Raw genomic sequence first — 25,297 nt, 5'->3', positions numbered from 1 at the left:
TCCTGTAGCCCGGATGGAGCGCAGCGTAATCCGGGACCTTCCTTGCTTGTGGCACGATCCCGGATTGCGCTTCGCTCCATCCGGGCTACGGCAACCTCTATGCAGGCGGCGTGCCGTTGATCGCCAGCACGTGGCCGGCGAGATACAGCGAGCCGGTGATCAGGATCCGCGGCGGCAGCTCGTAGGCGAGCTGCGCCAGCGCGCGCAGGGCGGCCTCGACGCCGGGGGCAGGCTCGACGCGCATGCCGAGGCTGCGCGCGGCATCGGCGAGACGGTCGACCGGCATCGCATTCTCCGTGTCGGGAATCGGCACTGCGATGATGTGGCGGGTGAGGCCGGCGAAATTGGCGAGGAAGGCGTGCGCATCCTTGTTGGCCATCATGCCGGCGATGATCACCAGCGGCCGCGACACCCGCTCCTCGAGGTCGCCGAGCGCGGCCGCCGCAACGCGCCCGCCCTCGGCATTGTGGCCGCCGTCGAGCCAGATCTCCGAGCCCTGCGGACCCCAGGACAGCAACTCGCCCGAGGTGAGGCGCTGCATCCGCGCCGGCCAGTCGGCACCGACGATGCCGGCCTCGAACGCGGCGTGATTGACCTTGATGGTCGGCAGCGCGCGCAACGTCGCGATCGCGAGCCCGGCATTGGCGAACTGGTGGCGCCCGAACAGACGCGGCGCCGGCAGATCCATCAAGCCGCGGTCGTCGGAATAGACCAGACGCCCGCGCTCGACATTGAGGTGCCAGCTCTCGTTTGCGGCGAACAGCGGCGCACGCATGCGCCTCGCCTGCGCTTCGATCACGGCCATCGCCTCCGGCATCTGCTCGGCGCAAATCACGGGCACGCCGCGCTTGATGATCGCGGCCTTCTCGCCGGCAATCGACGCCAACGTATCGCCGAGGAAATCCATGTGATCCATGCTGACGGGCGTGATCACAGAGGCCGCCGGCTGATCGACCACATTGGTCGAATCCAGCCGGCCGCCGAGGCCGACTTCGAGCAGCACGATGTCGGCCGGGTTCTGCGCGAACAGCAGGAAAGCGGCCGCCGTCTTCAGCTCGAACAATGTCGCGGCCTCGCCGGCATTGACGCGCTCGACCTCTTCCAACGCCGCGCGCAGCTCGTCGTCGCCGACGAGCACACCGCCACTGAGGCGGCCGAGCCGGAAACATTCGTTGATGCGGACGAGATAAGGGGACGTATAGGCGTGGACGCGCAGACCTGAAGCCTCCAGCGTCGCGCGCAGGTAAGCAAGCGTCGAGCCCTTGCCGTTGGTACCGGCAATGTGGATCACCGGCGGCAGCTTGCGCTCGGGGTGGCCGAGCCGCTCGAGCAGGCGGTGCATCCGCTCCAGCCCGAGATCGATGCGCTTCTGATGCAGGGCCGACAGCCGCCCGATCACTTCATCGAGCGGTGTCTTTGCACTGTCAGGGGAGGCGTTCACGCGTGCGGCGCAGCCGGCGCCGTTTCGGCGGCCGATACGATCTGCGCCGGGCTGGCGACCGGCTGCACGGACTTCGATGCACCCTCCTGCGCCGGCGCCTTGGTCAAGAGGCGGCAGAGCCGCGCCAGCGTCGGCCGCAGTTCGTGGCGATGCACGACCATGTCGACCATGCCGTGCTCCTTGAGGTACTCGGCGCGCTGAAAGCCTTCAGGCAGCTTCTCGCGGATGGTTTGCTCGATCACGCGCGCGCCGGCGAAGCCGATCAGCGCGCCGGGCTCGGCGATCTGCACGTCGCCGAGCATCGCATACGACGCGGTGACGCCGCCGGTGGTCGGATTGGTCAGCACGACGATGTAGGGCAGCTTTGCCTCGCGCAGCATCTGCACCGCAACGGTGGTGCGCGGCATCTGCATCAGGGACAAAATGCCTTCCTGCATGCGTGCGCCGCCGCTCGCGGCGAACACGATGAACGGCGACTTCTTCTCGACCGCGAGCTCCATCCCGCGCACGATGGCCTCGCCCGCGGCCATGCCGAGCGAGCCGCCCATGAAGTCGAAATCCTGCACGGCGACGACGACCGCGGAGCCTTCGAGCTTGCCGTAGCCGACCTTGACCGCATCGTTCAGATTGGTCCGCGCCCGCGCATCCTTGACGCGGTCGACATATTTCTTCTCGTCGCGGAACTTGAGCGGGTCAGGGGTGACCTCGGGCAGCGCCACGTCGAACCAGGTCTCGTTGTCGAAGATCGACTTGAGCCGCGCGACCGCGCCCATGCGCATGTGATAGTTCGAGCCGGGAATGACGAACTGGTTGGCCTCGACGTCCTTGTAGAACACGAGCTGTCCGGAATCCGGGCACTTGATCCACAGGTTCTCCGGCGTCTCCCGCCGCAGCATGTTGCGGATCTTCGGCCGGACCACGTTGGTAAGCCAGTTCATGGTTTGCTCCGATGTGCGATCCCGCCGGGAATCGCCTGAAGGATATATGGCGGCCGGACATCTGCCCGGCAAGCCGCCGTGTCGCCCGCGTTAGAGCATGATCCGGAAAAGTGTGAAGCGGTTTTCCGACCAGATCATGCCCAAACTAAAGAGCTACAGCGGAATTATGGCCTATTCCGCCGCCTGCTGCGCGCCCTTGACGCCCTGGGCCAGAGCGGCCGTCAATTCGGCGACGGCGTTAACGGTCTTGGCGGTCGCCCGTCCCTCGGCATCGAGGCTGTTCTTGAGGGCGTCCACCAGCGCGGTGCCGACCACCGACCCATCGGCCTTCTCGGCAATGGCGCGCGCCGCCTCCGGCGTGCGGATGCCGAAACCGACACAGATCGGCAGCCTGGTATGCCGCTTGATGCACGCGACAGCTTCGCCGACGGCATTGGCGTCCGCCGCCGCTGCACCGGTGATGCCGGCGATCGAGACGTAATAGACAAAGCCTGATGTGTTCGCGAGCACCGCAGGCAGGCGCTTGTCGTCAGTGGTCGGCGTCGCCAGGCGAATGAAGTTGAGCCCCGCCTTCAGCGCAGGAATGCAGAGCTCGTCGTCTTCCTCCGGCGGCAAATCGACGATGATCAGGCCGTCGACGCCGGCCGTCTTGGCATCAGCCAAGAACTTGTCGACGCCGTAGATGTAGATCGGATTGTAATAGCCCATCAGCACCAGCGGCGTGACATTGTCGTCCTTGCGGAAGTCGCGCACCAGCTCCAGCGTCTTCTTCAAGGTCATGCCTATCTTGAGCGCACGCAGGCCTGCAGCCTGGATCGAAGGACCATCCGCCATCGGATCGGTGAAGGGAATGCCGAGTTCGATGACGTCGGCGCCGGACTTCGGCAGCGCCTTGACGATCTCGAGCGAGGTCGCGGGATCGGGATCGCCGGCCATCACATAGGTGACAAAGGCCGCGCGGCCTTGGCTTTTGAGCTCGGCAAAACGGGTATCGATACGCGTGGTCACTTCTTGCCCCTCAGGATGTCGCCGACCTGCGGGACGTCCTTGTCGCCGCGGCCGGAGAGGTTGACGACCATCAGGTGGTCCCTCGGCCGCTTCGGCGCGAGCTCCATCACCTTGGCGATGGCATGCGCGGGCTCGAGCGCGGGGATGATGCCTTCGAGCTTTGACAGCAGCTGGAACGCGGCGAGCGCCTCGTCATCGGTTGCGGAGAGATAATTGACGCGGCCGACCTCGTGCAGCCAGGAATGCTCGGGGCCGATGCCGGGATAATCGAGACCGGCCGAGATCGAATGCGCGTCCTGGATCTGGCCGTCGGCATCCATCAAGAGATAGGTGCGGTTGCCGTGAAGCACGCCGGGGCGGCCGCCCGCGATCGAGGCCGCATGCAGCTGCGTCAGGCCATGGCCGGCGGCTTCGACGCCGAAGATCTCCACGGAGGAATCATCGAGGAACGGATGGAACAGGCCCATCGCGTTGGAGCCGCCGCCGATGCAGGCCACCAGCGAATCCGGCAGGCGCCCCTCGATCTCCTGCATCTGCGCCTTGGTCTCGTCGCCGATGACCGACTGGAAATCGCGCACCAAGGTCGGATAGGGATGCGGACCGGCCACCGTGCCGATGCAATAGAAGGTGTTATGCACGTTGGTGACCCAGTCGCGTAGCGCCTCGTTCATGGCGTCCTTCAGCGTGCGCGTGCCCGACTGCACCGGCATCACCTTGGCGCCCAGCATCTCCATGCGGATGACGTTGGGCTGCTGCCGCTCGACGTCGACGGCGCCCATATAGACCACGCATTCGAGGCCAAAGCGCGCGCACAGCGTCGCGGTGGCAACGCCGTGCTGGCCCGCGCCGGTCTCGGCGATGATGCGCTTCTTGCCCATGCGCCGTGCCAGCATGATCTGGCCGAGCACGTTGTTCACCTTGTGCGAGCCGGTGTGGTTGAGCTCTTCACGCTTGAGGTAGATCTTGGCGCCGCGGAGATGCTCGGTCAGGCGCTCGGCGAAATAGAGCGGCGAGGGCCGGCCGACATAGTTCTTGAGATAGCCGTTCATCTCGGCCTGAAACGCCGGATCGGCCTTGGCTGCCGTGTAGGCCTTCTCCAGGTCGAGGATCAGCGGCATCAAGGTTTCGGCGACGAAGCGTCCGCCGAAAATGCCGAAATGGCCGCGATCGTCGGGGCCGCTGCGGTAGGAGTTTGGCTTGGCAATGTTCATCGGACGCTTAACTCTTGGGTGGCGCGCGCGGCGCGGATGAAGGCCTTGATCATCTCTGGGTCTTTCACGCCGGGAGCGCTCTCGACACCGGAGGACACGTCGACGCCGCTGGCGCGGGTGACACGAAGGGCCTCGGCGAGATTCTCGGCGTGCAGCCCCCCCGAAACCATATAGGGCAGTTTCAGATCGAGCTTTTCGAGCAGGTGCCAGTCGAAGGGCTCCCCGAGGCCGCCGGGCCGCGTCGCGTCCTTCGGCGCGCGCGCATCGAACAGGATGCGATCGGCGACCGCGGCGTAGCCGGGCAGCACCGCGAGATCGGCCGCTGTCGCGACCGGGACCGCCTTCATCACCGGGCGGCCGAAGCGTTGCTTGAGGTCGCGCAGCCGCGCCACGCTCTCCCCGCCGTGGAGCTGGAAGATGTCCGGCGACAGCGCGTCCATGATGTTGTCGAGCGTTGCGTCATCGGCATCGACCGTGAGCGCCACCTTGAGCGCGCGCCGCTTGACCTGACGGCCGAGGTCACGGCCGAGTTCCAGGGACAGGTGCCGGGGCGACGGCGGAAAGAACACGAACCCGACCATGTCGGCGCCCGCCTCGAGCGCCGTTTCGAGCGTCTCGGGCGTGGACAGGCCGCAGATCTTGACGAGCAGGGACATGGTCTCAAAGCGGGTAGAGGCCGCGGGTCCGCGGCCGGAAAACGGGGCTTTTCGGTCGGGGCCGCTTCTACAACGTCGCGCGCTGCTTGTCTCGCCCGACGGGCCCGTACAGGCCCATCCCGGAGGGAACGGGAAGGCGCTGGGACTCCGCCTTCGCTGCCGTCGCCTGGGCCCGCAGATCGGCCAGTTCGGCCCTGACGGCCCGGGCCTCCGCGTCATTCCGGCGCGCCGCGCGCCGCCAGCGCCGCTGGCCGAGCCAGACGGCGGAGCCGCCCGCGACAACGCCCAGGGCCGCCGCCAGGATCAGCAACAGGAACAGCGGCAGGGTGATCGACAGCGAGGGGTCGTCGGCAATGAAGGGGTCGAAGGAGACCGTGACGAAATGCCTGTTGGCGACGGCGAACGCCACCAGGATCAGGCCCAGCGGAAGTACGATCAGCGCGGTCAGGAACTTTCGCATCTGGCTTCGCTCGCCTTAAATCAAGCTTGCGTCCGCATCCTGTGCGACCGCGAAAAACCCAAAGCGCGCTCACATCGCGCTCTAGTCTACGCCGCCGGGATCCGGATGGTCGCGGTTCAGCCGCTCGCGCATTTCCTTGCCGGTCTTGAAGAACGGAACGCTCTTCTGATCGACGGGCACATGGGCGCCGGTGCGTGGATTGCGCCCTGCGCGCGCAGGGCGATGCTTGACCGAGAAGGCACCGAAGCCGCGCAGCTCGACGCGGTCACCGCGTGCAAGCGCCGCTACGATCTCTTCGAGAATCGCATTCACAATGTTCTCGACATCCCGCTGGTACAGATGCGGGTTGTGCTCGGCGATACGCTGAACAAGTTCGGATTTGATCATCGAGAGATAGGACCCGGGAGCGTGCGGATGACCATTTCCGTGAAAATACCGTGATCTGTCAAGACGCTAAATCAAGGATGGGCGTCGTGAAAATGCGTGACAAATGCCGAAAAAGCAGGCTGCGCCAGCACGCGTCAGACGCGAAAAAGCTCTGAAACTCGCCTGCCGACGGTCAGTTGGACGCAGCCGGCTGCCACAAGGCCAGCATTCCATCCATTCCGAGCCGATCCACCGCCTGCGCGACGCCGGTTTGCCCGATCTGGTGCGCGATCGAGCCCAAACCGAGCGCTTCCAGCGTCAATGCGGCCGCCGTCTTCAGGAACGGCAGGTCGCCGAAGCGCGGCTGGAGCTTGTAGTCGCGCACCGGTAGCCCCTTCTTGACGCCCTTCTGCTCGACCAGCCAGGTCACGGCCGTCTTCTCGTCGCCGATCTGGTCGATCAGCTTGAGATCGATCGCCTGGCGCCCGGTGAAGACGCGGCCGTCGGCGACTTTTTCGAGCTGCGTGTCATCCATGCCACGCCGCTCCTTCACCATCCCCTTGAACCAGGCATAGGAATCCTTCACCAGCGCATCGAGCGCGGCGCGCGCCTCGGGACTGGTCGGCTCAAAACCGTTGGGCGCCGCCTTCAGCGGCGAGGACTTCACCTCCTCGACCTTGACGCCGATCGTCTTCATGAGCTCGGAGAGGTTGGGGTACTGGAACAGCACGCCGATGGAGCCGACCAGGGAGCTTTGCTGGGCGACGATGTGGTCGCTCGCAATCGCGGTGATGTAGCCCCCGGAGGCGGCCAGCCCCTCCACCACCACCACCAGCGGCTTTTTCGCCTTGAGACGGACCAGCGAGTCATAGAGCTGCTCGGAGCCTGCGGTGGTGCCGCCGGGCGAGTTGATGTGAACGATGACGGCGGCGGCCTGCGAATTCTCGAGCCGCTCCAGCGCCTGCGTGCGGTCGGAATCGCTGCGGATCAATCCCTCGATCTGGACGCGCGCGATCGAGCCGGCGGATGCGAGGGTGCCGCGTGCACCGGGCGTCGCAATCAGCGCGAAGCTTGCAATCGCCGCGATCGCGATCAGCGCCGCCATCACCCGCCAGAACGTCAGCTTGCGGCGGATCCTGCGGCGATCGACGATGATGTCCGAATCGAGCGACATCGGAATATCTCCAAATGAAAGATCAGGCGCGTTGTGCCGTCACGGCGTGACCATTGGCCTATCTCGATACATCAATTGCGGCGCAATTTGAAGAAAACAAGGCCTGCGGCGACGTAGCCCGGATAGAGCGCAGCGTAATCCGGGATTCCTGCCACACTGGAGCCGCCCCGGATTTCGCTGCGCTCCATCCGGGCTACAGAAAGACAAGCGTAACAAAAAAGCCCCGGCTTGCGCCGAGGCCTTGATGTCGCAAAACGGACGTTTCGCTTACTTGCTGTCGCGGTTCTTCAGCGCGGTGCCGAGGATGTCGCCCAGCGTCGCACCCGAATCCGAGGAGCCGTACTGCGCGATGGCTTCCTTCTCTTCGGCGACTTCGAGCGCCTTGATCGACACCTGGACCTTGCGGGCCTTCTTGTCGAACTGGATGACGCGGGCATCGACCTTCTCGCCGACGGCGAAGCGTTCGGCGCGCTGGTCGTTGCGGTCACGGGCGAGCTCGGAGCGCTTGATGAAGGTGGTGAAGTCGGTACCGGCGATCTTAACCTCGATACCGCTTTCCTTCACTTCGAGCACTTCGCAGGTCACGACCGCACCCTTCTTGACATCGCCCGGCTCGGCGAAGGGATCGCCTTCGAGCTGCTTGATGCCGAGCGAGATGCGCTCCTTCTCGACGTCCACATCGAGCACCACGGCCTTCACCATGTCGCCCTTCTTGTAGTTGTCGATCACCTGCTCGCCCGGAAGCTTCCAGTCGAGATCGGAGAGGTGGACCATGCCGTCGACGTCGCCCTCGAGGCCCAGGAACAGACCGAACTCGGTCTTGTTCTTGACCTCGCCCTCGACCACCGAACCGGTCGGGTGCTTCTCGACGAAGACCTCCCAGGGGTTGCGCATGGTCTGCTTGAGGCCGAGCGAGATGCGGCGCTTGACGGAATCCACTTCCAGCACCTGCACGTCGACTTCCTGCGAGGTCGACACGATCTTGCCAGGGTGCATATTCTTCTTGGTCCACGACATCTCGGAGACATGGATCAGGCCTTCGATGCCCGGCTCGAGCTCGACGAACGCACCGTAGTCGGTGATGTTGGTGACGCGGCCGGTGAAGCGGGCACCCAGCGGGTACTTGGCTTCGATGCCCTGCCACGGATCGTCCAGCAGCTGCTTCATGCCCAGCGAGATGCGATGCGTCTCGTGGTTGATCTTGATGATCTTGACCTTCACGGTCTGGCCGATCGAGAGCACCTCGGTCGGGTGGTTGACGCGGCGCCACGCGATGTCGGTGACGTGCAGGAGGCCGTCGATGCCGCCGAGGTCGACGAACGCACCGTAATCGGTGATGTTCTTGACCACGCCGTCGATGACCTGACCCTCTTCGAGGTTCTGCACCAGCTCCTGGCGCTGCTCGGCGCGGGTCTCTTCCAACACCGTGCGGCGGGACACGACGATGTTGCCGCGGCGGCGGTCCATCTTCAGGATCTGGAACGGCTGCGAGTTGTTCATCAGCGGCGCAACGTCGCGGATCGGACGGATGTCGACCTGCGAGCGCGGCAGGAAGGCCACGGCACCGTCGAGGTCGACGGTGAAGCCGCCCTTGACCTGGTTGAAGATGACGCCGTTGACCTTCTCGTTGTTCTGAAACGCCTTCTCCAGCTTGCCCCAGCTCTCTTCGCGGCGCGCCTTGTCGCGCGACAGCACGGCTTCGCCGAGGGCGTTTTCAATGCGATCGAGGAACACTTCCACCTCGTCGCCGACCTTGAGGTCGCTCTCACGGCCGGGGCCGGAAAATTCGCGCAGCGCGACGCGGCCCTCGGTCTTCAGGCCGACGTCGATGACGGCCATGTCCTTTTCAATTGCAACCACCTTGCCCTTGACGACGGAGCTTTCCTGCAGGTTGCCACCTGCGAAGGACTCGTCGAGCATCGCGGCGAAATCGTCGCGCGACGGGCTATAGGTATCAGCAGAAGTCGAAGCCATTTGTTCTCCAGTTGCGGATGTCTGCCGGCCGTTGGGTTCATGGGCGCATCGCGCGCGCAGTGTCGGAAGGTCCGCAAGACCTTCGAGCGACCGCTCGTTGCCCCGATCTAGCGACCAGAACAGCGGAAGCGGGCCGGCTGAGGCCCGCGCGTTCGATACGTTGAAAGCTTTGTCCGGAACCTGGATCGCGCCGGTCCCAAAACCGGGACGAAGCGTATCGACCTCAAAGAGCGGGAGCGGGCACTTCCTCCAATGACGGCGGCGGCTTAACCCCGCGACCGGCCCGCTCGGACAGCCTCGATAATGTCGATGGCGGCCCGGACGCCGCCTTCTATATCCAGTTGGGAGTTATCTAGCAAGTAAGCATCCGGGGCCGGTTTCAGAGGCGCAATCGGCCGATTCTTGTCACGTTCGTCACGCTGGAGGATGTCGGCGAGTACGGCCGCCTCGTCCGCCTCCTCGCCCCGCGCTTTGGCCTCCATGGTGCGGCGCCGGGCGCGGACCTTGGGGTCGGCGACCACGAAGATCTTCACGTCGGCATGGGGGCAGATCACGGTTCCAATATCGCGGCCGTCGAGCACGGCGCCGGGCGGATCGGCGGCGAACTGGCGCTGGAAATTGACCAGGACCTCGCGAACCCGAGGGATTGCCGAGACGATCGAGGCCCCCTCGCCGGCCTTCTGGGTCTTCAGCGCAGGATTACCGAACTTTTCGGGATCGAGCTCCAACGCGGCCTGCACCGCGGCCGCCTCATCGTTGAGATCGTGCCCCGACTGCATCAAGGCGTAGGCGACCGCGCGATAGATCACGCCGGTATCGAGATGACGATAGCCGTAATGGTGGGCGAGACGCTTGCCGAGCGTCCCCTTGCCCGAAGCCGCGGGCCCGTCGATGGCGATGATCATGAAAACTCGGCCCCTAGCGAACGCATCATCGGAATGAAATCCGGAAAGCTGGTGGCGATGAAGGCGGTGTCGTCGACCGTAACAGGCTGATCGGAGGCGCAGCCCATCACCAGCGCGGACATCGCGATGCGATGGTCCATATGGGTGGCGACAGTGCCGCCGCCCGGGACGTGGCCGCGACCCCTTACGATCAGATCGTCGCCGGAGACCTCGACCTTGACGCCGTTGACGCGCAGCATGGCGGCGGTGGCTTCAAGCCGGTCGGATTCCTTGACGCGCAGCTCCTGCAGGCCGCGCATGATCGTGGTGCCTTCGGCGAACGACGCCGCCACCGCCAGCACCAGATATTCGTCGATCATCGACGGCGCGCGCTCGGGCGGCACCTCGACGCCGCGCAGCTTCGACGCCCGCACGCGCAAGCGCGCCATCGGCTCGCCGGCATCGCCGCGCACTTCGCTCTCCTCGATGGAGGCGCCCATTTCGCGCAGCGTGGTGAACAGCCCAGTGCGCAGCGGATTGGTCATGACGTCGGACAGCACGACATCGGAGCCCTCCACGATCAGCGCCGCGACGATCGGGAAGGCAGCCGAAGAGGGATCGGCGGGCACCACGACATTGGCGCCATGCAGCTCGGGCTGGCCCACCAGCGTGATGCGGCGGCCGTGCCGGCCTTCCTGGACCGAGGTGATGTCGGCGCCGAAATGCTTCAGCATCAGCTCGGTGTGGTCGCGGCTGGCCTCGGTCTCGATGACCGTGGTGGTGCCGGGAGCGGCGAGGCCCGCCAGCAGCACGGCCGATTTGATCTGGGCCGAGGCGACCGGGGTCTTGTAGACGATCGGCAGGGGGTCGCGCGCGCCCTGGAGGGTCAGCGGCAGGCGCCCGCCCTCGCCGCCGGCGGTGACTCTGGCACCCATCTTTTCCAGGGGATCGAGGATCCGGCGCATCGGACGGCTGCGCAGCGAGGCGTCGCCGTCGAACACCGCCGAAATCGGGCAGCCGGCGACGGCGCCCATGACCAGCCGGCAGCCGGTGCCGGAATTGCCGAAATCCAGTGCTGCCTTGGGCTGGGCGAAGCCTCCGACCCCGACGCCGTTGACGGTCCAGGCGAAATCGCCGGTGCGCTCGACGCTGGCGCCCAGCGCCTGCATCGATTTGGCGGTGTTGAGGACGTCCTCGCCCTCGAGCAGGCCCGAAATCCTGGTTTCGCCGACCGCGAGCGCGCCCAGGATGAGGGCGCGGTGGGAGATCGACTTGTCGCCGGGCACCCGTACTTTCCCGGTCAGGGGACCGCTGGCGCGAGACTGGAGCGGCCTCGGTTGGTCGGAATGGGTCAAGATTGTGTCCTTGAATAGGCCCGGTGGGCTGGCGCGCAGGTACCACATGGTCCGCGCCCCGTCACGGGCATGTCGTTCTCCCGTAATGCGCTATTGACAGCGGGCCGCCAACTAGCCAAGTGAAGCACCGCTTTTCAGACATTCCCAGGATTCCTGCCGTGGCCAAGTCCGAACTCGGAACCAAACGTATTTGCCCGACCACGGGCAAGAAGTTCTATGACCTCAACAAGAATCCGGTGATCTCGCCCTATACCGGCGAAGTGGTGCCGATCGCCCCGGTCGCTCCTGTCCGCGGCCCCCGTGCGGCCGAGGCCCGCAACATGGCCCAGGACAACGCGCCGGAGCCGGCGGAGACCGAGGAGTTGGTCTCGCTCGAGGAGGCCGATGCCGAGGAGAACACCGGCAAGGTCAAGGCGGTCGTGCCCGAATCGGAGGACGATATCGAGGTCGACGAGACCCTCGACGACGATGATGACGACGATTCGACCTTCATTGCCGACGAGGAAGAGGGCGATGAGGACGTGACCGACATCATTGGTGATGTCGGCGGTGATGAAGAGACTTGAGATCAGCCCTGATCTGTGAAAAAGGGTGCACCGCGCGAGTCGCCTAGAGCGCTCGCCGGCCGGGACGGGTCCCCCAGGATCCTCCCATTTGGACTAAGGGGCCATAGCTCAGCTGGGAGAGCGCTTGCATGGCATGCAAGAGGTCGGCGGTTCGATCCCGCCTGGCTCCACCAGCCTTCGCTGGCTTCGCCAGCTACGGCTCGGCAAGCCAGCTCCGCTCCCTCGTGGCGAAGCTAGCGAAGGCTGCCGCGGCGAAGCCCGAAGGGCGAAGCCGGGCTTCAGCAAAACAAGGAGCGGGTGTAAGCTCTCCTCGCCTACCGAGGAGTGTGCCCGTGAAGTACGTCTACATCCTTGAGAGCCTTGATTCTCTCCTCTTCTATGTCGGGATCACTGACGACCTCCGCGCCCGACTGGCAAAGCACAATGCTGGCGAGGTGCCCCACACTTCGAAATACGGACCTTGGCGGCTCAAGACTTACGTCGCATTCAGCGACGAGAAGCAGGCCGTCGCATTCGAAAAGTACTTGAAGTCAGCATCAGGCGGCTCCTTCGCCAAGAAGCGGCTTTAGCCCCTACTCCCCGATCACCGCATTCAGCCGATCCCTCAGCGCGACGATCTCGTCTTTCATCGCGACCAGCTCCGACACCGAGCAGTCCGATGCCGCCAGGATCGATTGCGGCACGCTGCGGGCCTTCTCCTTCAGTGCATGGCCCTGCGGCGTCAGGGCGATCAGAACCTGACGCTCGTCCTCACGCGAGCGGGTGCGCCTGACGAGATGGGCGGCCTCGAGCCGCTTCAGCAGCGGCGTCAGCGTGCCCGAATCCAGGAACAGCTTCTCGCCGATCTCCTTGACCGGCACGTCGTCGCGCTCCCACAGCACCAGCATGACCAGATATTGCGGATAGGTCAGGCCGAGCCGATCGAGCAGCGGCTTGTAGACGCGGTTAAAGGCGTGCGTAGCGGAATAGACCGCGAAGCAGATCTGGTTGTCGAGACGAAGCGGGTCTACCGCCGTTGATTTCCGGGCCATGAAGAATCCTGCGCGTTTCTCCCATTCTGGGCCCGGCCGGCGCCACATTCAATTGCGAACAATTAAATGTGAGGCGCGACGAATTAGATTGCGCGCAATCTAATTGTCTGCGATAAAGCTTACACCCCAACCCGGAAAGACCCGAGGAGACGACAATGTCCGTGAACGTCCTCTACAAGACCAGCGCCAAGGCCACCGGCGGCCGCGACGGCCATGCTGCGACCCTCGACGGCGCGCTCGACGTCAAGCTCACCACGCCGAAGGAGCTCGGCGGTGGCGGCGGCGCTGGCAACAATCCCGAGCAGCTGTTTGCGGCCGGCTATGCCGCCTGCTTCATCGGCGCGATGAAGTTCGTGGCCTCGCAGGGCGGCCCGAAGGTGCCTGCCGACGCCTCGGTCACCTCGACCGTCGGCATCGGCCCGCGCTCCGAGGGCGGCTTCGGCCTCGATATCGACCTCGCGGTCTCGCTGCCGGGCCTTGCCCGCGCAGACGCCGAGGCGCTGGTGGCGAAGGCGCACCAGGTGTGCCCGTACTCCAATGCCACGCGCGGCAATGTCGACGTTCGCCTGACGGTGGTCTGATCGGCAGCGCGGATTGGCTGGCCCGGGAATCCCCCCTCGGGCCGGCCGCATCCGACTGAATTTGCCATGCTGCGGCATGGCTGCTCGGCGGCGCATACGGCTCCACGCTCGGCGCCATTGCTGGCGCAAACAAACCTCGCTAGGCCTGTGATCCAATGATCGACACAGGGAAGCGAAGGCATGACTGAAGCAGCAACGGGCGCCATGAGCGGATTGCGCGTCATCGATCTCACGCGCGTGCTCGGCGGCCCCTACTGCACCCAGATCCTCGCCGACCACGGCGCCGACGTGATCAAGGTCGAGCCGCCCGCGGGCGACGAGGTGCGCGAATGGGGCCCTCCGTTCCACGAGGAGGATGCGGCCTATTTCGTCGGCATCAACCGCAACAAGCGCTCGATCGGCCTCGACCTCGCCTCCGAAGGCGGCCGAATCGTGCTGCTCAAGATGTTGGAGACCGCCGACGTCCTGATCGAGAATTTCAAGCCGGGCACGCTGGAGAAATGGGGCATCGGCAACGACGTCCTCAGCAAGAAATATCCCCGCCTCGTGCATTGCCGGATCTGCGGCTTCGGCGCCGACGGCCCGCGCGGCGGCAACCCCGGCTATGATGCCATCATCCAGGCCATGACCGGCATGATCGCAGCCACCGGCTCGCCCGAGAGCGGGCCGATGCGGATCGGCGTGCCGCTGGTCGACATCACCACCGGACTTTATGCGGCGATCGGCATCCTGATGGCGCTGTCGGAGCGGCAGCGGTCGGGCAAGGGGCAGTTCCTGGAGACGACGCTGTACGAGACCGGCCTTGCCATCATGCATCCGCACACCGCGAATTATTTCATGCATGGCAAGCCGCCTGGTCTCACCGGCAACGAGCATCCGAACCTCGTGCCTTACGCGATCTTCCCGACCAAGACCGACAACATCTTCATCGGCGTCGGCAATGACGGCACCTTCCGCAAGCTGGCGAAGGAGATCGGCAAACCCGAGCTCGGCACCGATCCGCGCTTTGCCCGCAACAAGGACCGCATCGCCAATCGCGAGGCACTGCGCGCCGAGCTTGCGGCCGTGTTCAGCCAGCACGAGGCCGAGCCGCTGTGCAACCGCCTGCTCGCGGCCGGCCTGCCTGCAGGTCCCGTGCAGAAGATCGACCAGGCGTTGACCAATCCGCACACGATCGCGCGTGGCGATATTATCGAGAAGGACTGGTACAAGGGCGTTGCCTCGCCGATCCGGCTCGACCGCAGCAAGCCGAGCCTGCGCCGCGTGCCGCCGAAATTCAGCCAGCATGCGGCCGAGGTGCTGGGCGAGTTCGGCTACTCCAAGGCCGAGATCGACGCGATGGTCGAAAAAGGCACGGTCTGCGGTCCCGAGCGGAAACGCTGAGCTAAGGCGAGCGTCAACGGTGGTGCGCTCCCTCTCCCGCTTGCAAGTGGGAGAGGTTCGGAGCCCGCGGCGCGATAGTGCCTCATCTCAATGCCGCACTGCGGCGCGCGCACGCATGTGCAGCGCGAACGAGTTGGCTGACGGCTCCGTCTTGGCCTATTTGACAACTTCCCATTTGGCCGCGCTTGCTGCTTTCGTTTCTCCCGCTTACACAGTCATGTGAACGTCATATGGCGCTGCTAGCGCAAGCGCTTCTTTAGTGACGGGCAAGGGAGGTTCTTGATGGCTCTTCGACATTTTGGCACGGCGGCGGCCGTCGCACTCACAATTGGTCTCGGCGCGTCGCCGGCGCTTGCCGTGACCGAAATCCAGTGGTGGCACGCGATGACCGGCGCCAACAACGACGTCATCGTCAGGCTCGCCAACGATTTCAACACCACGCAGAGCGACTACAAGGTGATCCCGACCTACAAGGGCAACTACGCCGACACGATGAACGCCGGCATCGCCGCGTTCCGCGCCGGCAACGCGCCGCACATCATGCAGGTGTTCGAGGTCGGCACGGCCACCATGATGGCGGCGACCGGCGCCGTGAAGCCGGTCTACAAGCTGATGGCCGAGACCGGCGAGAAGTTCGATCCGAAGGCCTATCTGCCCGCGATCACCGGCTACTACTCGACCTCGAAGGGCGAGATGCTGTCCTTCCCCTTCAACTCGTCCTCGACCGTGATGTGGGTCAATCTCGACGCGCTGAAGAAAGCGAATGTCGAGATCCCGAAGACCTGGCCCGAAGTGTTCGACGCCGCCAAGAAGCTGAAGGCGGCCGGGCACGCCACCTGCGGCTTCTCCAACTCCTGGGTCACCTGGGTCAATCTCGAGCAGCTCTCCGCCTGGCACAACGTGCCGCTCGCCAGCAAGGCCAACGGCCTCGACGGTTTCGACACCGTGCTGGAATTCAACGGGCCGCTCCAGGTCAAGCACCTCGAAAACCTGGTCGAGCTCCAGAAGGACAAGACCTACGATTATGCCGGCCGCACCAACACCGGCGAAGGCCGCTTCACGTCGGGCGAATGCCCGCTGTACCTGACCTCGTCGGCGTTCTTCGGCAACGTCAAGGCGCAGGCCAAGTTCGCCTTCACCGCGGTGCCGATGCCCTATTATCCGGACGCCAAAGGCGCGCCGCAGAACTCGATCATCGGCGGTGCCTCGCTCTGGGTGATGGGCGGCAAGTCGGCCGACGAGTACAAGGGCGTCGCCAAATTCTTCGGCTTCCTCTCGGACACCGATCGCCAAGTCTACATCCACAAGGCGTCAGGCTATCTGCCGATCACCAAGGCGGCCTATGAGAAGGCCAAGGCGGATGGCTTCTACAAGGACCAGCCCTATCTGGAGACGCCGCTGCTCGAGCTGACCAACAAGGAGCCGACCCAGAATTCGCGCGGCCTGCGCCTCGGCAACATGGTGCAGCTCCGTGACGTCTGGGCGGAAGAGATCGAGCAGGCCCTGGCCGGCAAGAAGACCGCCAAGCAGGCGCTGGACGCGGCCGTCGAGCGCGGCAACACCATGCTGCGCCAGTTCGAAAAGACCGCCGTGAAGTAAGGCGACAAGCGGCAGGCCGGTCAGCCGGCCTGCCGCCCCCGCGGGCATCATGCAAAAGCAAGCCATTTTCCAATCGAAGCTATTGCCCTATGCGCTGGTTGCGCCGCAGCTCGCGATCGTTCTGATTTTCTTCTACTGGCCCGCCTTGCAGGCGATGATCCAGTCCTTCCTGCTCCAGGACGCCTTCGGCCTGTCAACCAGCTTCGTCTGGTTCGAGAATTACATCGAGCTGTTCAGGGAGCGCGCCTATTTCGAGGCGATCCTGCGCACCTTCTTCTTCTCGTTCGCGATCGCGGTGTCGTCGCTGTCGTTCGCGCTGCTGCTCGCCGTGATGGCGGACAAGCCGCTGCGCGGCTCGATGCTCTACCGCACGCTGCTGATCTGGCCCTACGCGGTCGCGCCGCCGGTCGTCGGCGTGCTCTGGATTTTCATGCTGCATCCCTCGCTCGGCGTGCTCTCGCGCTACCTGCGGGCGCTGGGCATCGACTGGAATCCGCTGCTCGACGGCGACCAGGCCGCAGCGCTGATCATCCTGGCCGCCGCCTGGAAGCAGATCTCCTACAACTTCCTGTTCTTCCTCGCCGGCCTGCAGAGCATCCCCAGAAGCGTGATCGAGGCGGCCGCGATCGACGGTGCGCGCCCGATGCGCAGGTTCTGGACCGTGATCTTCCCGCTGCTGTCGCCGACCATCTTCTTCCTCCTGGTCGTCAACATCGTCTACGCCTTCTTCGACACGTTCGGCATCATCGACACCATGACCCGCGGCGGTCCGGGCAAGTCGACGGAGACGCTGGTCTACAAGGTCTATACCGACGGCCTGCTCGGCGGAAACCTCGGCAGCTCCGCGGCGCAATCGGTGATCCTGATGATCATGGTGATCGTGCTGACGGGCATCCAGTTCCGCTTCGTCGAACGCAAGGTGACCTACTGATGGTCGAGGAAGAAGGCTTTCGGCGCTACATTGCCCATGTCATCCTCTGGATCGGGATCGCGATCGTCGCCTTCCCGGTCTATCTCGCCTTCGTGGCGTCGACCCAGGACAACGCGGTGATCGCCAACGGGCAGATGTCGTTGCTGCCCGGGGGTCATTTCTTCGAGACCTATTACCAGACCATCTTCGTCGGCACGAGCGGCTCGACCCGCGAGCCGGTCGGCAACATGATGCTGAACTCGCTGGTGATGGCGCTCCTGATCGCGCTGGGCAAGATCGCGGTCTCGATCATCTCGGCCTATGCGATCGTGTATTTCCGCTTCCCGTTCCGGATGGCGCTGTTCTGGCTGATCTTCATCACGCTGATGCTGCCGGTCGAAGTCCGCATCTATCCGACCTACAAGATCGTCGCCGACCTGCACATGCTCGACAGCTATGCCGGCCTGTCGCTGCCGCTGATCGCATCGGCCACCGCGACGCTGCTGTTCCGCCAGTTCTTCATGACCGTGCCGGACGAGCTGCTGGAGGCCTCGCGCATTGACGGCGCCGGCCCCTTCCGCTTCTTCTGGGATACGCTCTTGCCGCTGTCGCGCACCAACATGGCGGCGCTGTTCGTGATCCTGTTCATCCTCGGTTGGAATCAATATCTCTGGCCGCTCTTGATCACCACGCGCGACGACATGCAGACCATCCAGATCGGCATCCGCAAGATGATCACCACCACCGACGCGCTGACCGAATGGCCGATCGTGATGGCAACCGCCGTGCTGGCCATGCTGCCGCCGGTGTTCGTCGTCGTCGCCATGCAGAAATTGTTCGTGCGCGGCCTGGTCGAGACGGAAAAGTGAAGATGGCGAATAGTGAATGGCGAGTGGCGAATGGGGTCGCTGCGTCCGCCTTGCGTGCTAACAAGTCCCCATTCGCCATTCCCTACTCGCTACTCGCCGGTGCAACCCATGGCTAACGTCACCCTGCGCAGCGTCCGCAAGACCTATCCCGGCGGCTTCGAGGCCATCAAGGGCGTCGACGTCGATGTCGGCGACGGACAGTTCTGCGTGCTGGTCGGCCCCTCCGGCTGCGGCAAGTCCACGCTGCTGCGCATGGTCGCGGGGCTGGAGACGGTCACCGGCGGCGAGATCGACATCGGCGGCCGCGTCGTCAACGGAGTAGAGCCCGCCGATCGCGACATCGCGATGGTGTTCCAGAACTACGCGCTCTATCCGCATATGAGCGTCTACAACAACATGGCCTATGGCCTGCGCAACCGCGGCATGGCCGAGGCCGAGATCAAGACCCGCGTCGAGGAAGCCGCGCGCGTGCTCGAGCTCTCCGCCATGCTAGAGCGCAAGCCGCGCCAGCTCTCCGGCGGCCAGCGCCAGCGCGTCGCCATGGGCCGCGCCATCGTGCGCCAGCCGAAGGTGTTTTTGTTCGACGAGCCGCTGTCCAACCTCGACGCCAAGCTGCGCATCGCGATGCGGGTCGAGATCCGCAAATTGCAGCGCCGGCTCAACACGACGTCGATCTACGTCACCCATGACCAGCTCGAGGCGATGACGCTGGCCGACATCCTCGTGGTGATGAACGGCGGCCAGGTCGAGCAGGTCGGCAATCCGCTTGATATCTACGAGAAGCCGGCCACGACCTTCGTCGCCTCCTTCATCGGCGCGCCGCCGATGAACTTGATGTCGACGCGGCCCGAGGAGATCCGGTCGCAGCTCGCCGGCAGCGCCGCGGCCGATGCCGGCATCGTCGGAATCCGCCCGGAGGATTTCGTCATCACCGACGAGACGCCGGCCGGCGGCCTCGTCCTGCCGCTCACCGTCGAAGCCATCGAGCGCGTCGGCGCCGAGACCTTCGTCTACGGCTCCCGCGAGCAGGAGGACCAGCGCGTCGCCGCTACGCCCGGCGAGCTGCCGCCGGGTGAGGTCATCGTCCGTATTCCCGGAACCCAAGCGCCCGCCATCGGCGCGAGAATCCGTGTCGCGGCGGTGCGGGCCAAGCTGCATCTGTTCAGTGACGACGGGCGGACGCGGCTCAAGAGCTGAGCGGCTCCGGAGCCCGACGACTAAAGTGCGAAAACAACCCCATGCACAGTAGAAGGGGGTTTGTTTTTGTTGGGATAAATCGCCTCGCACGAAGCGTCATGCCAACCATGACGAACCAGGCATTCGGGCGAAGGCGGAAAGTGGCCCATCCACAGCCTCCCCCGCTACGTCCTTGAACCCACAGGGGAACATGCCCATATTGCTGATCAAGGGGCGCCGCTCGCGGGCCCTGATGCACCAAAGTCGCTTCGAGAGGACTTTGTAAACTATGTCTCGTGTTCCAACGCTCTCCAGTCCCTTCCTGCTGGGCTTCGACGAGATCGAGCGCGTGCTCGATCGGGTCGTCAAGGGCGCCGACGGTTATCCTCCCTACAATATCGAGAGGTGCGACCGCACGGACGGCCAGCCCGAGCGTTTGCGCATCACGCTGGCGGTCGCCGGATTTACGCGCGATCAACTCGATGTAACCATTGAGGAAAACCAGCTCGTGATCCGCGGGCGGCAGCAGGACGACAAGACCCGGCAATACATCCATCGCGGCATCGCCGCGCGCCACTTCCAGCGCACCTTCGTGCTGGCCGAGGGGATGCTGGTGCTGGGTGCGGATCTGAAGAACGGGTTGTTGTCGATCGATCTGGCCCGGCCTGAACCGGAGCGGATCGTTAAGACAATCGCTATCAATGAGCACGAATAATGGAACGAGTAGCGGACTCGACCGCTTAGTGTTCCAGAGGAGTCGAGACCATGAGTGAAGGTCACGTTGCGTTCGAATACGAAGCCAAGAACGTCTCTCCGGAGACGCTGGCAACCCTGGGCGAAGGCCATATCGCCTATGTGAAGCAGATCCGCTCCGAGGACGTGCCGGGCCTGTTCCCCGAGGCGCCCAAGATCGCGCCGGGCCTCAAGCTTTTCGCGCTCCACGCCGCCGACGGCACGCCGATCATGCTGACCGACAGCCGGGAAGCTGCGATCGCCAACGCCTGGAGCAACGAGCTGCAAGCGGTGAGCGTGCACTAAGCACGCGCGCGTCGCACGAATAGGGTTTCAAACGGGCATGCCTTCGCAAGAAGGCGTGCCCGTTTTCATTTGAGCGGCGAGGTATTCGCGTCGCCATCGCCAGCCGACGGGAATTCGGTGACGTCCCCGCCCGCGTGCGGCGGGGCAATCGCATGTGACTTGTGGCGGCGGTCTGCGCGCACGCCTCGTCCTTCGAGACGGCGCTGACGCGCCTCCTCAGGATGAGGCTAATCAGCGTCAGGTCCCGTTGCTGCCGCGCACTCCGACCTCATCCTGAGGAGCCCGCCTCAAGCGGGCGTCTCGAAGGATGGCCGCAGGAAAAACTCTCAAATGCGATATCCCTGCGGGTGCGGCCTTGCCTCTTGCCGCACACGAGACCGTCATCAATCCGTGATTTGACATTTCGTTCGTGTTTGTCAAATCTGACAAAATGCAGGCCAAGGCCCCTCCCCAGGACCGGATCCTCGACGCTGCCTTGCGCGTGTTCCGGCGCCACGGCTTCCGCCGCTCCTCGATCGAGCTGGCGGCGGAGGAAGCCGGACTGACGCGGCAGGCGCTTTATCATCACTTCGCCTCCAAGGAGGCGCTGTTTCGCGCCGTGCTCGAGCGGATCTACGCGCAGGGGCTCGCTGCGGAAATCGCGGCCGCGAAGGCGGCGGAAGAAGCGGGCCTCGAGCTTGCCGACATCCTGGTCGCCGAGATCGGCGCGCGAATGCAGTCGCTGCTCGCTTCGCTCAAGGACTCGCCCCATACCGAGGAGCTGTTTTCCGAGCACCTCGCGCAGGCGCGCGACCTCTACCAGAGCTATTCCAACCGTTTCGCAGAAGAGATCGCAACCACGATCGCGCGGGTGTGCCGCAAGCGAAAGCTTAACCTCGAAAGCGGCGTCAGCGTGCGCGAGCTCGCGCGCTGCGTCGAGATGGCGATCCACGGCACCAAATCCGCTTTCCCTGCCATGCAGCCGGTTGACGCGTTCCTGAAACAGCTCGAGACCATGCTGCGCATGCTGATCGCCGGCGCGATGGCGCCGTCCGCAAAGAAGTCCCAACGCAAAACGGGAGTTCGAAAATGACCAGCACGACCATCAATGGACGGCCTCTGGCGCTGCCCGACGATCCGGATGCGCTCTTGATCGACGTGATCCGCGATGGCGGCCTCACCGGCACCAAACTCGTCTGCGGCTCCGGCGTCTGCGGCGCCTGCACCGTGCTGCTCGACGGCACGCCGGTCGTGAGCTGCCTGTTGCCGGCGCAGGCGGCCGCCGACAAATCGCTGACGACCGTCGAGGGCGTCGGAGCCGCCGGATTGCATCCGGTGCAGAAGGCGTTCATGGCGCACGACGCCCTGCAATGCGGCTTCTGCACACCCGGCTTCGTCGTCGAAGCCGCCGCCTTCCATGACGGCTGGCGCGCGACCAAGGGCGCGGCGACACCCTCGCGCGAGGAGATCGCCGCCGCGCTATCGGGACATCTCTGCCGCTGCGGCGCCTATGAAGGCATCTATCGCGCCGTCGCCGAAGCATGCTCGGGCCGCTTCGACGGTAACGAGCCCATCGCGCCGCGGCTGGAAGCCCGCGACAAGGTGACGGGACTGGCCCGCTACACCGTCGACGTCCACCATGACGGACAGCTCGAAGGCGTCATCCTGCGCGCGCACGTCGCGCATGCGAGGATCACCGGGCTTGATCTGGCGCCGGCCCGCGCCATTGCCGGTGTTGCCGCGGTCGTTCCGCTGCTCGACGACGACAACATGGTCCGCTTCGTCGGCGCGCCGATTGCAGCCGTCGCGGCCGGGGATCGCCGCACCGCACTGCAGGCCATCGCCGCGATCACCTTCAAGCCCGAGCCTTTGCCCGCCGTGATCGGGCTCGATGCAGCGCGACGCGACGATGCGCCGGTCGTGTTCGAAAAGAAGGACCGCAAGCGTGCCGGCAACGTGTCCGAGGGCGCAGGCGGCGCTCCGGTGTCGTGGAAGGGCAATGTGCGCGGGCCCTCGGCGCCGTTCTCGCAGAAAGCCAAGCGCGCCAAGAGCTGGCTTGACGAGGCGCGCCAGCAACGCAATCCGCTGCTGGTCGAGGAGACCTTTCGCGTCTCGACGCAACAGCACGCAAGCCTCGAACCACATGCCGCCGTGGCCAGGTTCGATGGCGATCAGCTCATTGTGCACATCTCGACCCAGGCCATCCACGAGAGCATGGAGAAGATCGCCAAGCGTTATGGCCTTCCGCACGACAAGGTGCGTGTGATCGCCGATCATGTCGGCGGCGGATTCGGCTCCAAGGGCAGCGTTGGGCTGGAGACCATCGCCGCGATCGAGCTTGCGCGCGCCGCGAAAGCGCCGGTGCGCGTCGCCTTCGATCGTGAAGAGGAGCTTTCCGTCACCGGCTATCGTCCGGCCGCCGAGCTGAAGCTGTCCTTGCTGCCTTCTGCGGAAGGCCGCCTCAAGGCGCTGTCGCTCACTGCCCATGCAGACACCGGCGCCGCCGTGAACTCGCTGATCGCGGGCCTGGCGCGGCTGATCTATCCGGCCGAAGCAAAGGAGCTCGTCGACTTCGACGTGCTCAGCAATTTGCCGCCCGGCGCGCCGTTCCGCGGCCCCGGCGGTCCGCCGATGTCGTTTGCGCTGGAGCAGGCGGTCGACGAAGCCGCACTGCGCATGAAGGTCGATCCGATTCACCTGCGCAAGCTCTGGGACCCCGATCCCAACCGCCAGCGACTGTACGACTGGGCTGCCGGCCTCGACGTCTGGAAGAGCCGCAAGCCAGCCGCATCGCAGACCGGCCGCTACCGGCGCGGCGTCGGCGTCGCCACCGGTTACTGGCTCTATCTCTGGCAGACCGGCTCCTCGGTCGAACTCGCGATCAAGGGCGGCCGCATCGTCGCAAGCTGCGCGGTCCAGGATATCGGCACGGGCACACGCAGCGTGATCGCCAACACCGTCGCGAAGGCGTTCGATCTCGAGCCGCATGATGTGGACGTTCGCATCGGCCGCTCCAGCCTGCCGCGCGGACCGGGCTCCGGCGGCAGCCGCGTCACCGCCTCGGTGGTGCCGCCGACCTTGCTCGCCATCGACAAGCTGAAAGCGGAAATCAGGCGCACCGCCTCTCGCACACCTGCTCCGGGCTCGAACGCGCCGTGGCGCGAGATGATCGCGGCCTCCCCTGATATCGCCGTGTCGGCCAAACGCCAGGAGGACGGCAAGCCGCCGCCCGGCGTCAGGCCCGCGCTGCACGAGGCGGGCATCATGGGCCGGGTGTTCGGTTGGGTGCTGCGTCTGATGAACCACATGGTGGTCGGCGCCGGCGTGCCGAGCTCGGTGCAGGTGATGGAAGTCGAGGTCGATACCTGGCTCGGCCATGTGCGCGTGCTCAACGCCTATACGGGCCTCGCGGTCGGCAAGCTCGCCGCGCCGGCATTGGCACGAAGCCAAGCCGCGGGCGCGGTGATCCAGGGCATCGGCTACGCACTCTATGAGTCGCGGGAGGCCGATCCTTCGAGCGGCCACATCCTGAGCGGCAGCATGGAGGATTACCGCATTCCGGGCATTGCCGACATGCCGAAACTGGACGTGCATTTCGACGAGGCCGGTTTCGAGCATGTGCCGGGCGGCAGCGTCGGCATCGGCGAAGTCGCCACCGTGCCGACCTCGCCCGCGATCGCCAACGCCATTCGCGATGCGATCGGCGTGAGACTGACCGAAATTCCGTTCCGGCCCGATCGTCTTGTGGCCGCGCTGAAAGGGAGGGATGCAGCATGAGTGTCGCCGTCATCACCGCCAATCCCACGCCTGAATTCCGCGCCGGAGGCACCGACTTCAGCGAACGCCGCCGCAGCGGCGTGTCCCAAGGAATGCTGATCGATATCTCGACCAGCGGCGACAAGACGATCAGCTGGGGAGCCGATGGAGCGGCCCGGATCGGCGCGCTCGCCACCATCGCCACGATCGCGACCGACGCTCGCATCCTCGCCGCTTATCCCGGCATTGCGGCGAGCGCGCAGGGACTCGCCACGCCACAGGTGCGCAACGTTGCCACGCTCGGCGGCAATCTCGCGCAGCGTTCACGCTGCTGGTATTTCCGCCGGGCCGACATCGATTGCCTGAAGAAAGGCGGCAGCACCTGCCCTGCCCGTTCCGGCAATCATCTCTATGGCGTTGCCTTCGATCTCGGACCGTGCATCGCGCCGCATCCCTCGACCATGGCGGCGGCTCTGCTCGCCTATGATGCGACCATCACCACGGACCGGCGCAGCGGATTGACGATTGGCGATCTGCTCGGCGACGGCTCGGTCGCGCACGCCGATCATACACTCGCAGCAGGCGAGATGATCAAGAGCATTGCGCTTCCTGCTCCGCTCGAGGGCGAGCGCGCTTCCTACAAGCGGGCGATCAGCCGGACCTATGCGGAATGGCCGCTGGTGGAACTCTGCGCCCGCGTCGTCATCGCCGGCGGCAAGTTCCAGCTCGTGCGTCTCGCTGCAGGCGGCGTCGCGCCCGTGCCGCTCCGCCTCACCGCCGTGGAAGTCGCGCTCAGTGACAAGATTGCCAATGCGGCATCGATCGCAGAAGCGGCGAAAGCGGCGAGCTCGGGTGCCAAGCCATTGCCGATGACGGCCTACAAGCTCGATCTCCTGCAAGGGCTGGTGCGCGACGTGCTGGAGCGGCTTTCGGGCTGAAGCG

25 protein-coding genes and 1 tRNA gene are annotated in these 25,297 nt (G+C 65.1%); 14 read left to right on the top strand and 12 right to left on the bottom strand.

What is annotated here, in order from left to right; all coding sequences use genetic code 11:
• Positions 1-97 precede the first annotated feature (97 nt).
• From I6F09_RS29615 to aroA, 11 genes are all read right to left on the bottom strand, one after another.
• On the bottom strand, positions 98-1,441 hold the full coding sequence (locus I6F09_RS29615) for a folylpolyglutamate synthase/dihydrofolate synthase family protein (RefSeq protein ID WP_225189658.1): 1,344 nt from the start codon (positions 1,439-1,441) through the stop codon (positions 98-100).
• Complete coding sequence (accD, locus tag I6F09_RS29610) at positions 1,438-2,379, bottom strand: acetyl-CoA carboxylase, carboxyltransferase subunit beta (RefSeq protein ID WP_036009106.1); 942 nt, start codon at positions 2,377-2,379, stop codon at positions 1,438-1,440. Before accD ends, I6F09_RS29615 begins: the two co-directional genes overlap by 4 nt.
• A gap of 171 nt (positions 2,380-2,550) precedes the next feature.
• Positions 2,551-3,387 carry a tryptophan synthase subunit alpha gene (trpA, locus tag I6F09_RS29605; RefSeq protein ID WP_225189657.1) on the bottom strand — a complete coding sequence of 279 codons (837 nt, stop codon included), beginning with the start codon at positions 3,385-3,387 and terminating at the stop codon, positions 2,551-2,553.
• Positions 3,384-4,598: a tryptophan synthase subunit beta gene (gene trpB / locus I6F09_RS29600; protein ID WP_057027852.1), complete on the bottom strand. Its 1,215-nt coding sequence runs from the start codon at positions 4,596-4,598 to the stop codon at positions 3,384-3,386. The genes trpA and trpB overlap by 4 nt, the downstream gene beginning before the upstream one ends.
• Positions 4,595-5,254: a phosphoribosylanthranilate isomerase gene (locus tag I6F09_RS29595; protein ID WP_225189656.1), complete on the bottom strand. Its 660-nt coding sequence runs from the start codon at positions 5,252-5,254 to the stop codon at positions 4,595-4,597. The genes trpB and I6F09_RS29595 overlap by 4 nt, the downstream gene beginning before the upstream one ends.
• Positions 5,255-5,321: 67 nt before the next feature.
• Positions 5,322-5,714 carry a lipopolysaccharide assembly protein LapA domain-containing protein gene (locus I6F09_RS29590; RefSeq protein WP_036009133.1) on the bottom strand — a complete coding sequence of 131 codons (393 nt, stop codon included), beginning with the start codon at positions 5,712-5,714 and terminating at the stop codon, positions 5,322-5,324.
• Positions 5,715-5,795: 81 nt separating this feature from the next.
• The gene (locus I6F09_RS29585) at positions 5,796-6,101 is read right to left on the bottom strand and encodes an integration host factor subunit beta (protein ID WP_025032949.1); all 306 of its coding nucleotides are present in this window, start codon (positions 6,099-6,101) and stop codon (positions 5,796-5,798) included.
• 172 nt (positions 6,102-6,273) lie between these two features.
• The gene (sppA, locus tag I6F09_RS29580) at positions 6,274-7,254 is read right to left on the bottom strand and encodes a signal peptide peptidase SppA (RefSeq protein ID WP_036024439.1); all 981 of its coding nucleotides are present in this window, start codon (positions 7,252-7,254) and stop codon (positions 6,274-6,276) included.
• A gap of 267 nt (positions 7,255-7,521) precedes the next feature.
• On the bottom strand, positions 7,522-9,228 hold the full coding sequence (gene rpsA, locus I6F09_RS29575; RefSeq protein WP_036009120.1) for a 30S ribosomal protein S1: 1,707 nt from the start codon (positions 9,226-9,228) through the stop codon (positions 7,522-7,524).
• 266 nt (positions 9,229-9,494) lie between these two features.
• Positions 9,495-10,133 carry a (d)CMP kinase gene (gene cmk, locus I6F09_RS29570; protein ID WP_036024437.1) on the bottom strand — a complete coding sequence of 213 codons (639 nt, stop codon included), beginning with the start codon at positions 10,131-10,133 and terminating at the stop codon, positions 9,495-9,497.
• Positions 10,130-11,467, bottom strand: a complete 1,338-nt coding sequence (aroA, locus tag I6F09_RS29565) for a 3-phosphoshikimate 1-carboxyvinyltransferase (RefSeq protein ID WP_225113811.1) — start codon at positions 11,465-11,467, stop codon at positions 10,130-10,132. The genes cmk and aroA overlap by 4 nt, the downstream gene beginning before the upstream one ends.
• A gap of 158 nt (positions 11,468-11,625) precedes the next feature.
• Between aroA and I6F09_RS29560 the strand changes: the two genes are divergently transcribed.
• From I6F09_RS29560 to I6F09_RS29550, 3 genes are all read left to right on the top strand, one after another.
• Complete coding sequence (locus tag I6F09_RS29560) at positions 11,626-12,033, top strand: TIGR02300 family protein (RefSeq protein WP_225189655.1); 408 nt, start codon at positions 11,626-11,628, stop codon at positions 12,031-12,033.
• A gap of 97 nt (positions 12,034-12,130) precedes the next feature.
• Positions 12,131-12,206: transfer RNA gene (locus tag I6F09_RS29555), tRNA-Ala, on the top strand.
• A 159-nt stretch (positions 12,207-12,365) separates the two neighbouring features.
• The gene (locus I6F09_RS29550; RefSeq protein WP_225189654.1) at positions 12,366-12,602 is read left to right on the top strand and encodes a GIY-YIG nuclease family protein; all 237 of its coding nucleotides are present in this window, start codon (positions 12,366-12,368) and stop codon (positions 12,600-12,602) included.
• Between the two features lie 3 nt (positions 12,603-12,605).
• Here I6F09_RS29550 and I6F09_RS29545 read toward each other — a convergent pair whose 3' ends face one another.
• Positions 12,606-13,064: a MarR family transcriptional regulator gene (locus tag I6F09_RS29545; RefSeq protein ID WP_074447577.1), complete on the bottom strand. Its 459-nt coding sequence runs from the start codon at positions 13,062-13,064 to the stop codon at positions 12,606-12,608.
• 155 nt (positions 13,065-13,219) lie between these two features.
• Here I6F09_RS29545 and I6F09_RS29540 point away from each other — a divergent pair, with 155 nt between their 5' ends.
• The 11 genes from I6F09_RS29540 to I6F09_RS29490 all read left to right on the top strand — a co-directional run bounded on the left by I6F09_RS29540 (position 13,220) and on the right by I6F09_RS29490 (position 25,293).
• Positions 13,220-13,645 carry an organic hydroperoxide resistance protein gene (locus I6F09_RS29540; protein ID WP_036009140.1) on the top strand — a complete coding sequence of 142 codons (426 nt, stop codon included), beginning with the start codon at positions 13,220-13,222 and terminating at the stop codon, positions 13,643-13,645.
• A gap of 180 nt (positions 13,646-13,825) precedes the next feature.
• Positions 13,826-15,028, top strand: a complete 1,203-nt coding sequence (locus I6F09_RS29535; protein WP_036009143.1) for a CaiB/BaiF CoA-transferase family protein — start codon at positions 13,826-13,828, stop codon at positions 15,026-15,028.
• Between the two features lie 282 nt (positions 15,029-15,310).
• A complete protein-coding gene (gene ugpB / locus I6F09_RS29530) occupies positions 15,311-16,627 on the top strand; it encodes a sn-glycerol-3-phosphate ABC transporter substrate-binding protein UgpB (RefSeq protein ID WP_225189653.1) in 1,317 nt (438 codons plus the stop codon).
• A 49-nt stretch (positions 16,628-16,676) separates the two neighbouring features.
• On the top strand, positions 16,677-17,558 hold the full coding sequence (ugpA, locus tag I6F09_RS29525) for a sn-glycerol-3-phosphate ABC transporter permease UgpA (protein ID WP_225189652.1): 882 nt from the start codon (positions 16,677-16,679) through the stop codon (positions 17,556-17,558).
• Positions 17,558-18,406, top strand: coding sequence for a sn-glycerol-3-phosphate ABC transporter permease UgpE (gene ugpE, locus I6F09_RS29520; RefSeq protein WP_225189651.1), 849 nt, complete (start codon positions 17,558-17,560; stop codon positions 18,404-18,406). The genes ugpA and ugpE overlap by 1 nt, the downstream gene beginning before the upstream one ends.
• A gap of 108 nt (positions 18,407-18,514) precedes the next feature.
• A complete protein-coding gene (locus I6F09_RS29515) occupies positions 18,515-19,603 on the top strand; it encodes a sn-glycerol-3-phosphate import ATP-binding protein UgpC (protein WP_225189650.1) in 1,089 nt (362 codons plus the stop codon).
• Positions 19,604-19,871: 268 nt separating this feature from the next.
• Positions 19,872-20,297, top strand: coding sequence for an Hsp20 family protein (locus I6F09_RS29510; RefSeq protein ID WP_024338612.1), 426 nt, complete (start codon positions 19,872-19,874; stop codon positions 20,295-20,297).
• A gap of 50 nt (positions 20,298-20,347) precedes the next feature.
• Positions 20,348-20,620 (top strand): DUF1150 domain-containing protein, encoded by a 273-nt coding sequence (locus I6F09_RS29505; protein ID WP_007598581.1) that lies wholly within the window; start codon positions 20,348-20,350, stop codon positions 20,618-20,620.
• Between the two features lie 409 nt (positions 20,621-21,029).
• Complete coding sequence (locus I6F09_RS29500; RefSeq protein ID WP_225189649.1) at positions 21,030-21,692, top strand: TetR/AcrR family transcriptional regulator; 663 nt, start codon at positions 21,030-21,032, stop codon at positions 21,690-21,692.
• Positions 21,689-24,376, top strand: coding sequence for a molybdopterin-dependent oxidoreductase (locus I6F09_RS29495; protein ID WP_225189648.1), 2,688 nt, complete (start codon positions 21,689-21,691; stop codon positions 24,374-24,376). Before I6F09_RS29500 ends, I6F09_RS29495 begins: the two co-directional genes overlap by 4 nt.
• Entirely contained in the window at positions 24,373-25,293 is a 921-nt protein-coding gene (locus I6F09_RS29490; RefSeq protein ID WP_225189647.1) for an FAD binding domain-containing protein, read from the top strand. Before I6F09_RS29495 ends, I6F09_RS29490 begins: the two co-directional genes overlap by 4 nt.
• Positions 25,294-25,297: the final 4 nt, after the last annotated feature.

Source organism: Bradyrhizobium sp. IC3195 (assembly GCF_020193585.1).
GTDB lineage: Bacteria > Pseudomonadota > Alphaproteobacteria > Rhizobiales > Xanthobacteraceae > Bradyrhizobium > Bradyrhizobium yuanmingense.
Note: the sequence above shows the minus strand (reverse complement) of the source record. Positions and strands in the feature narration are given on the sequence as shown.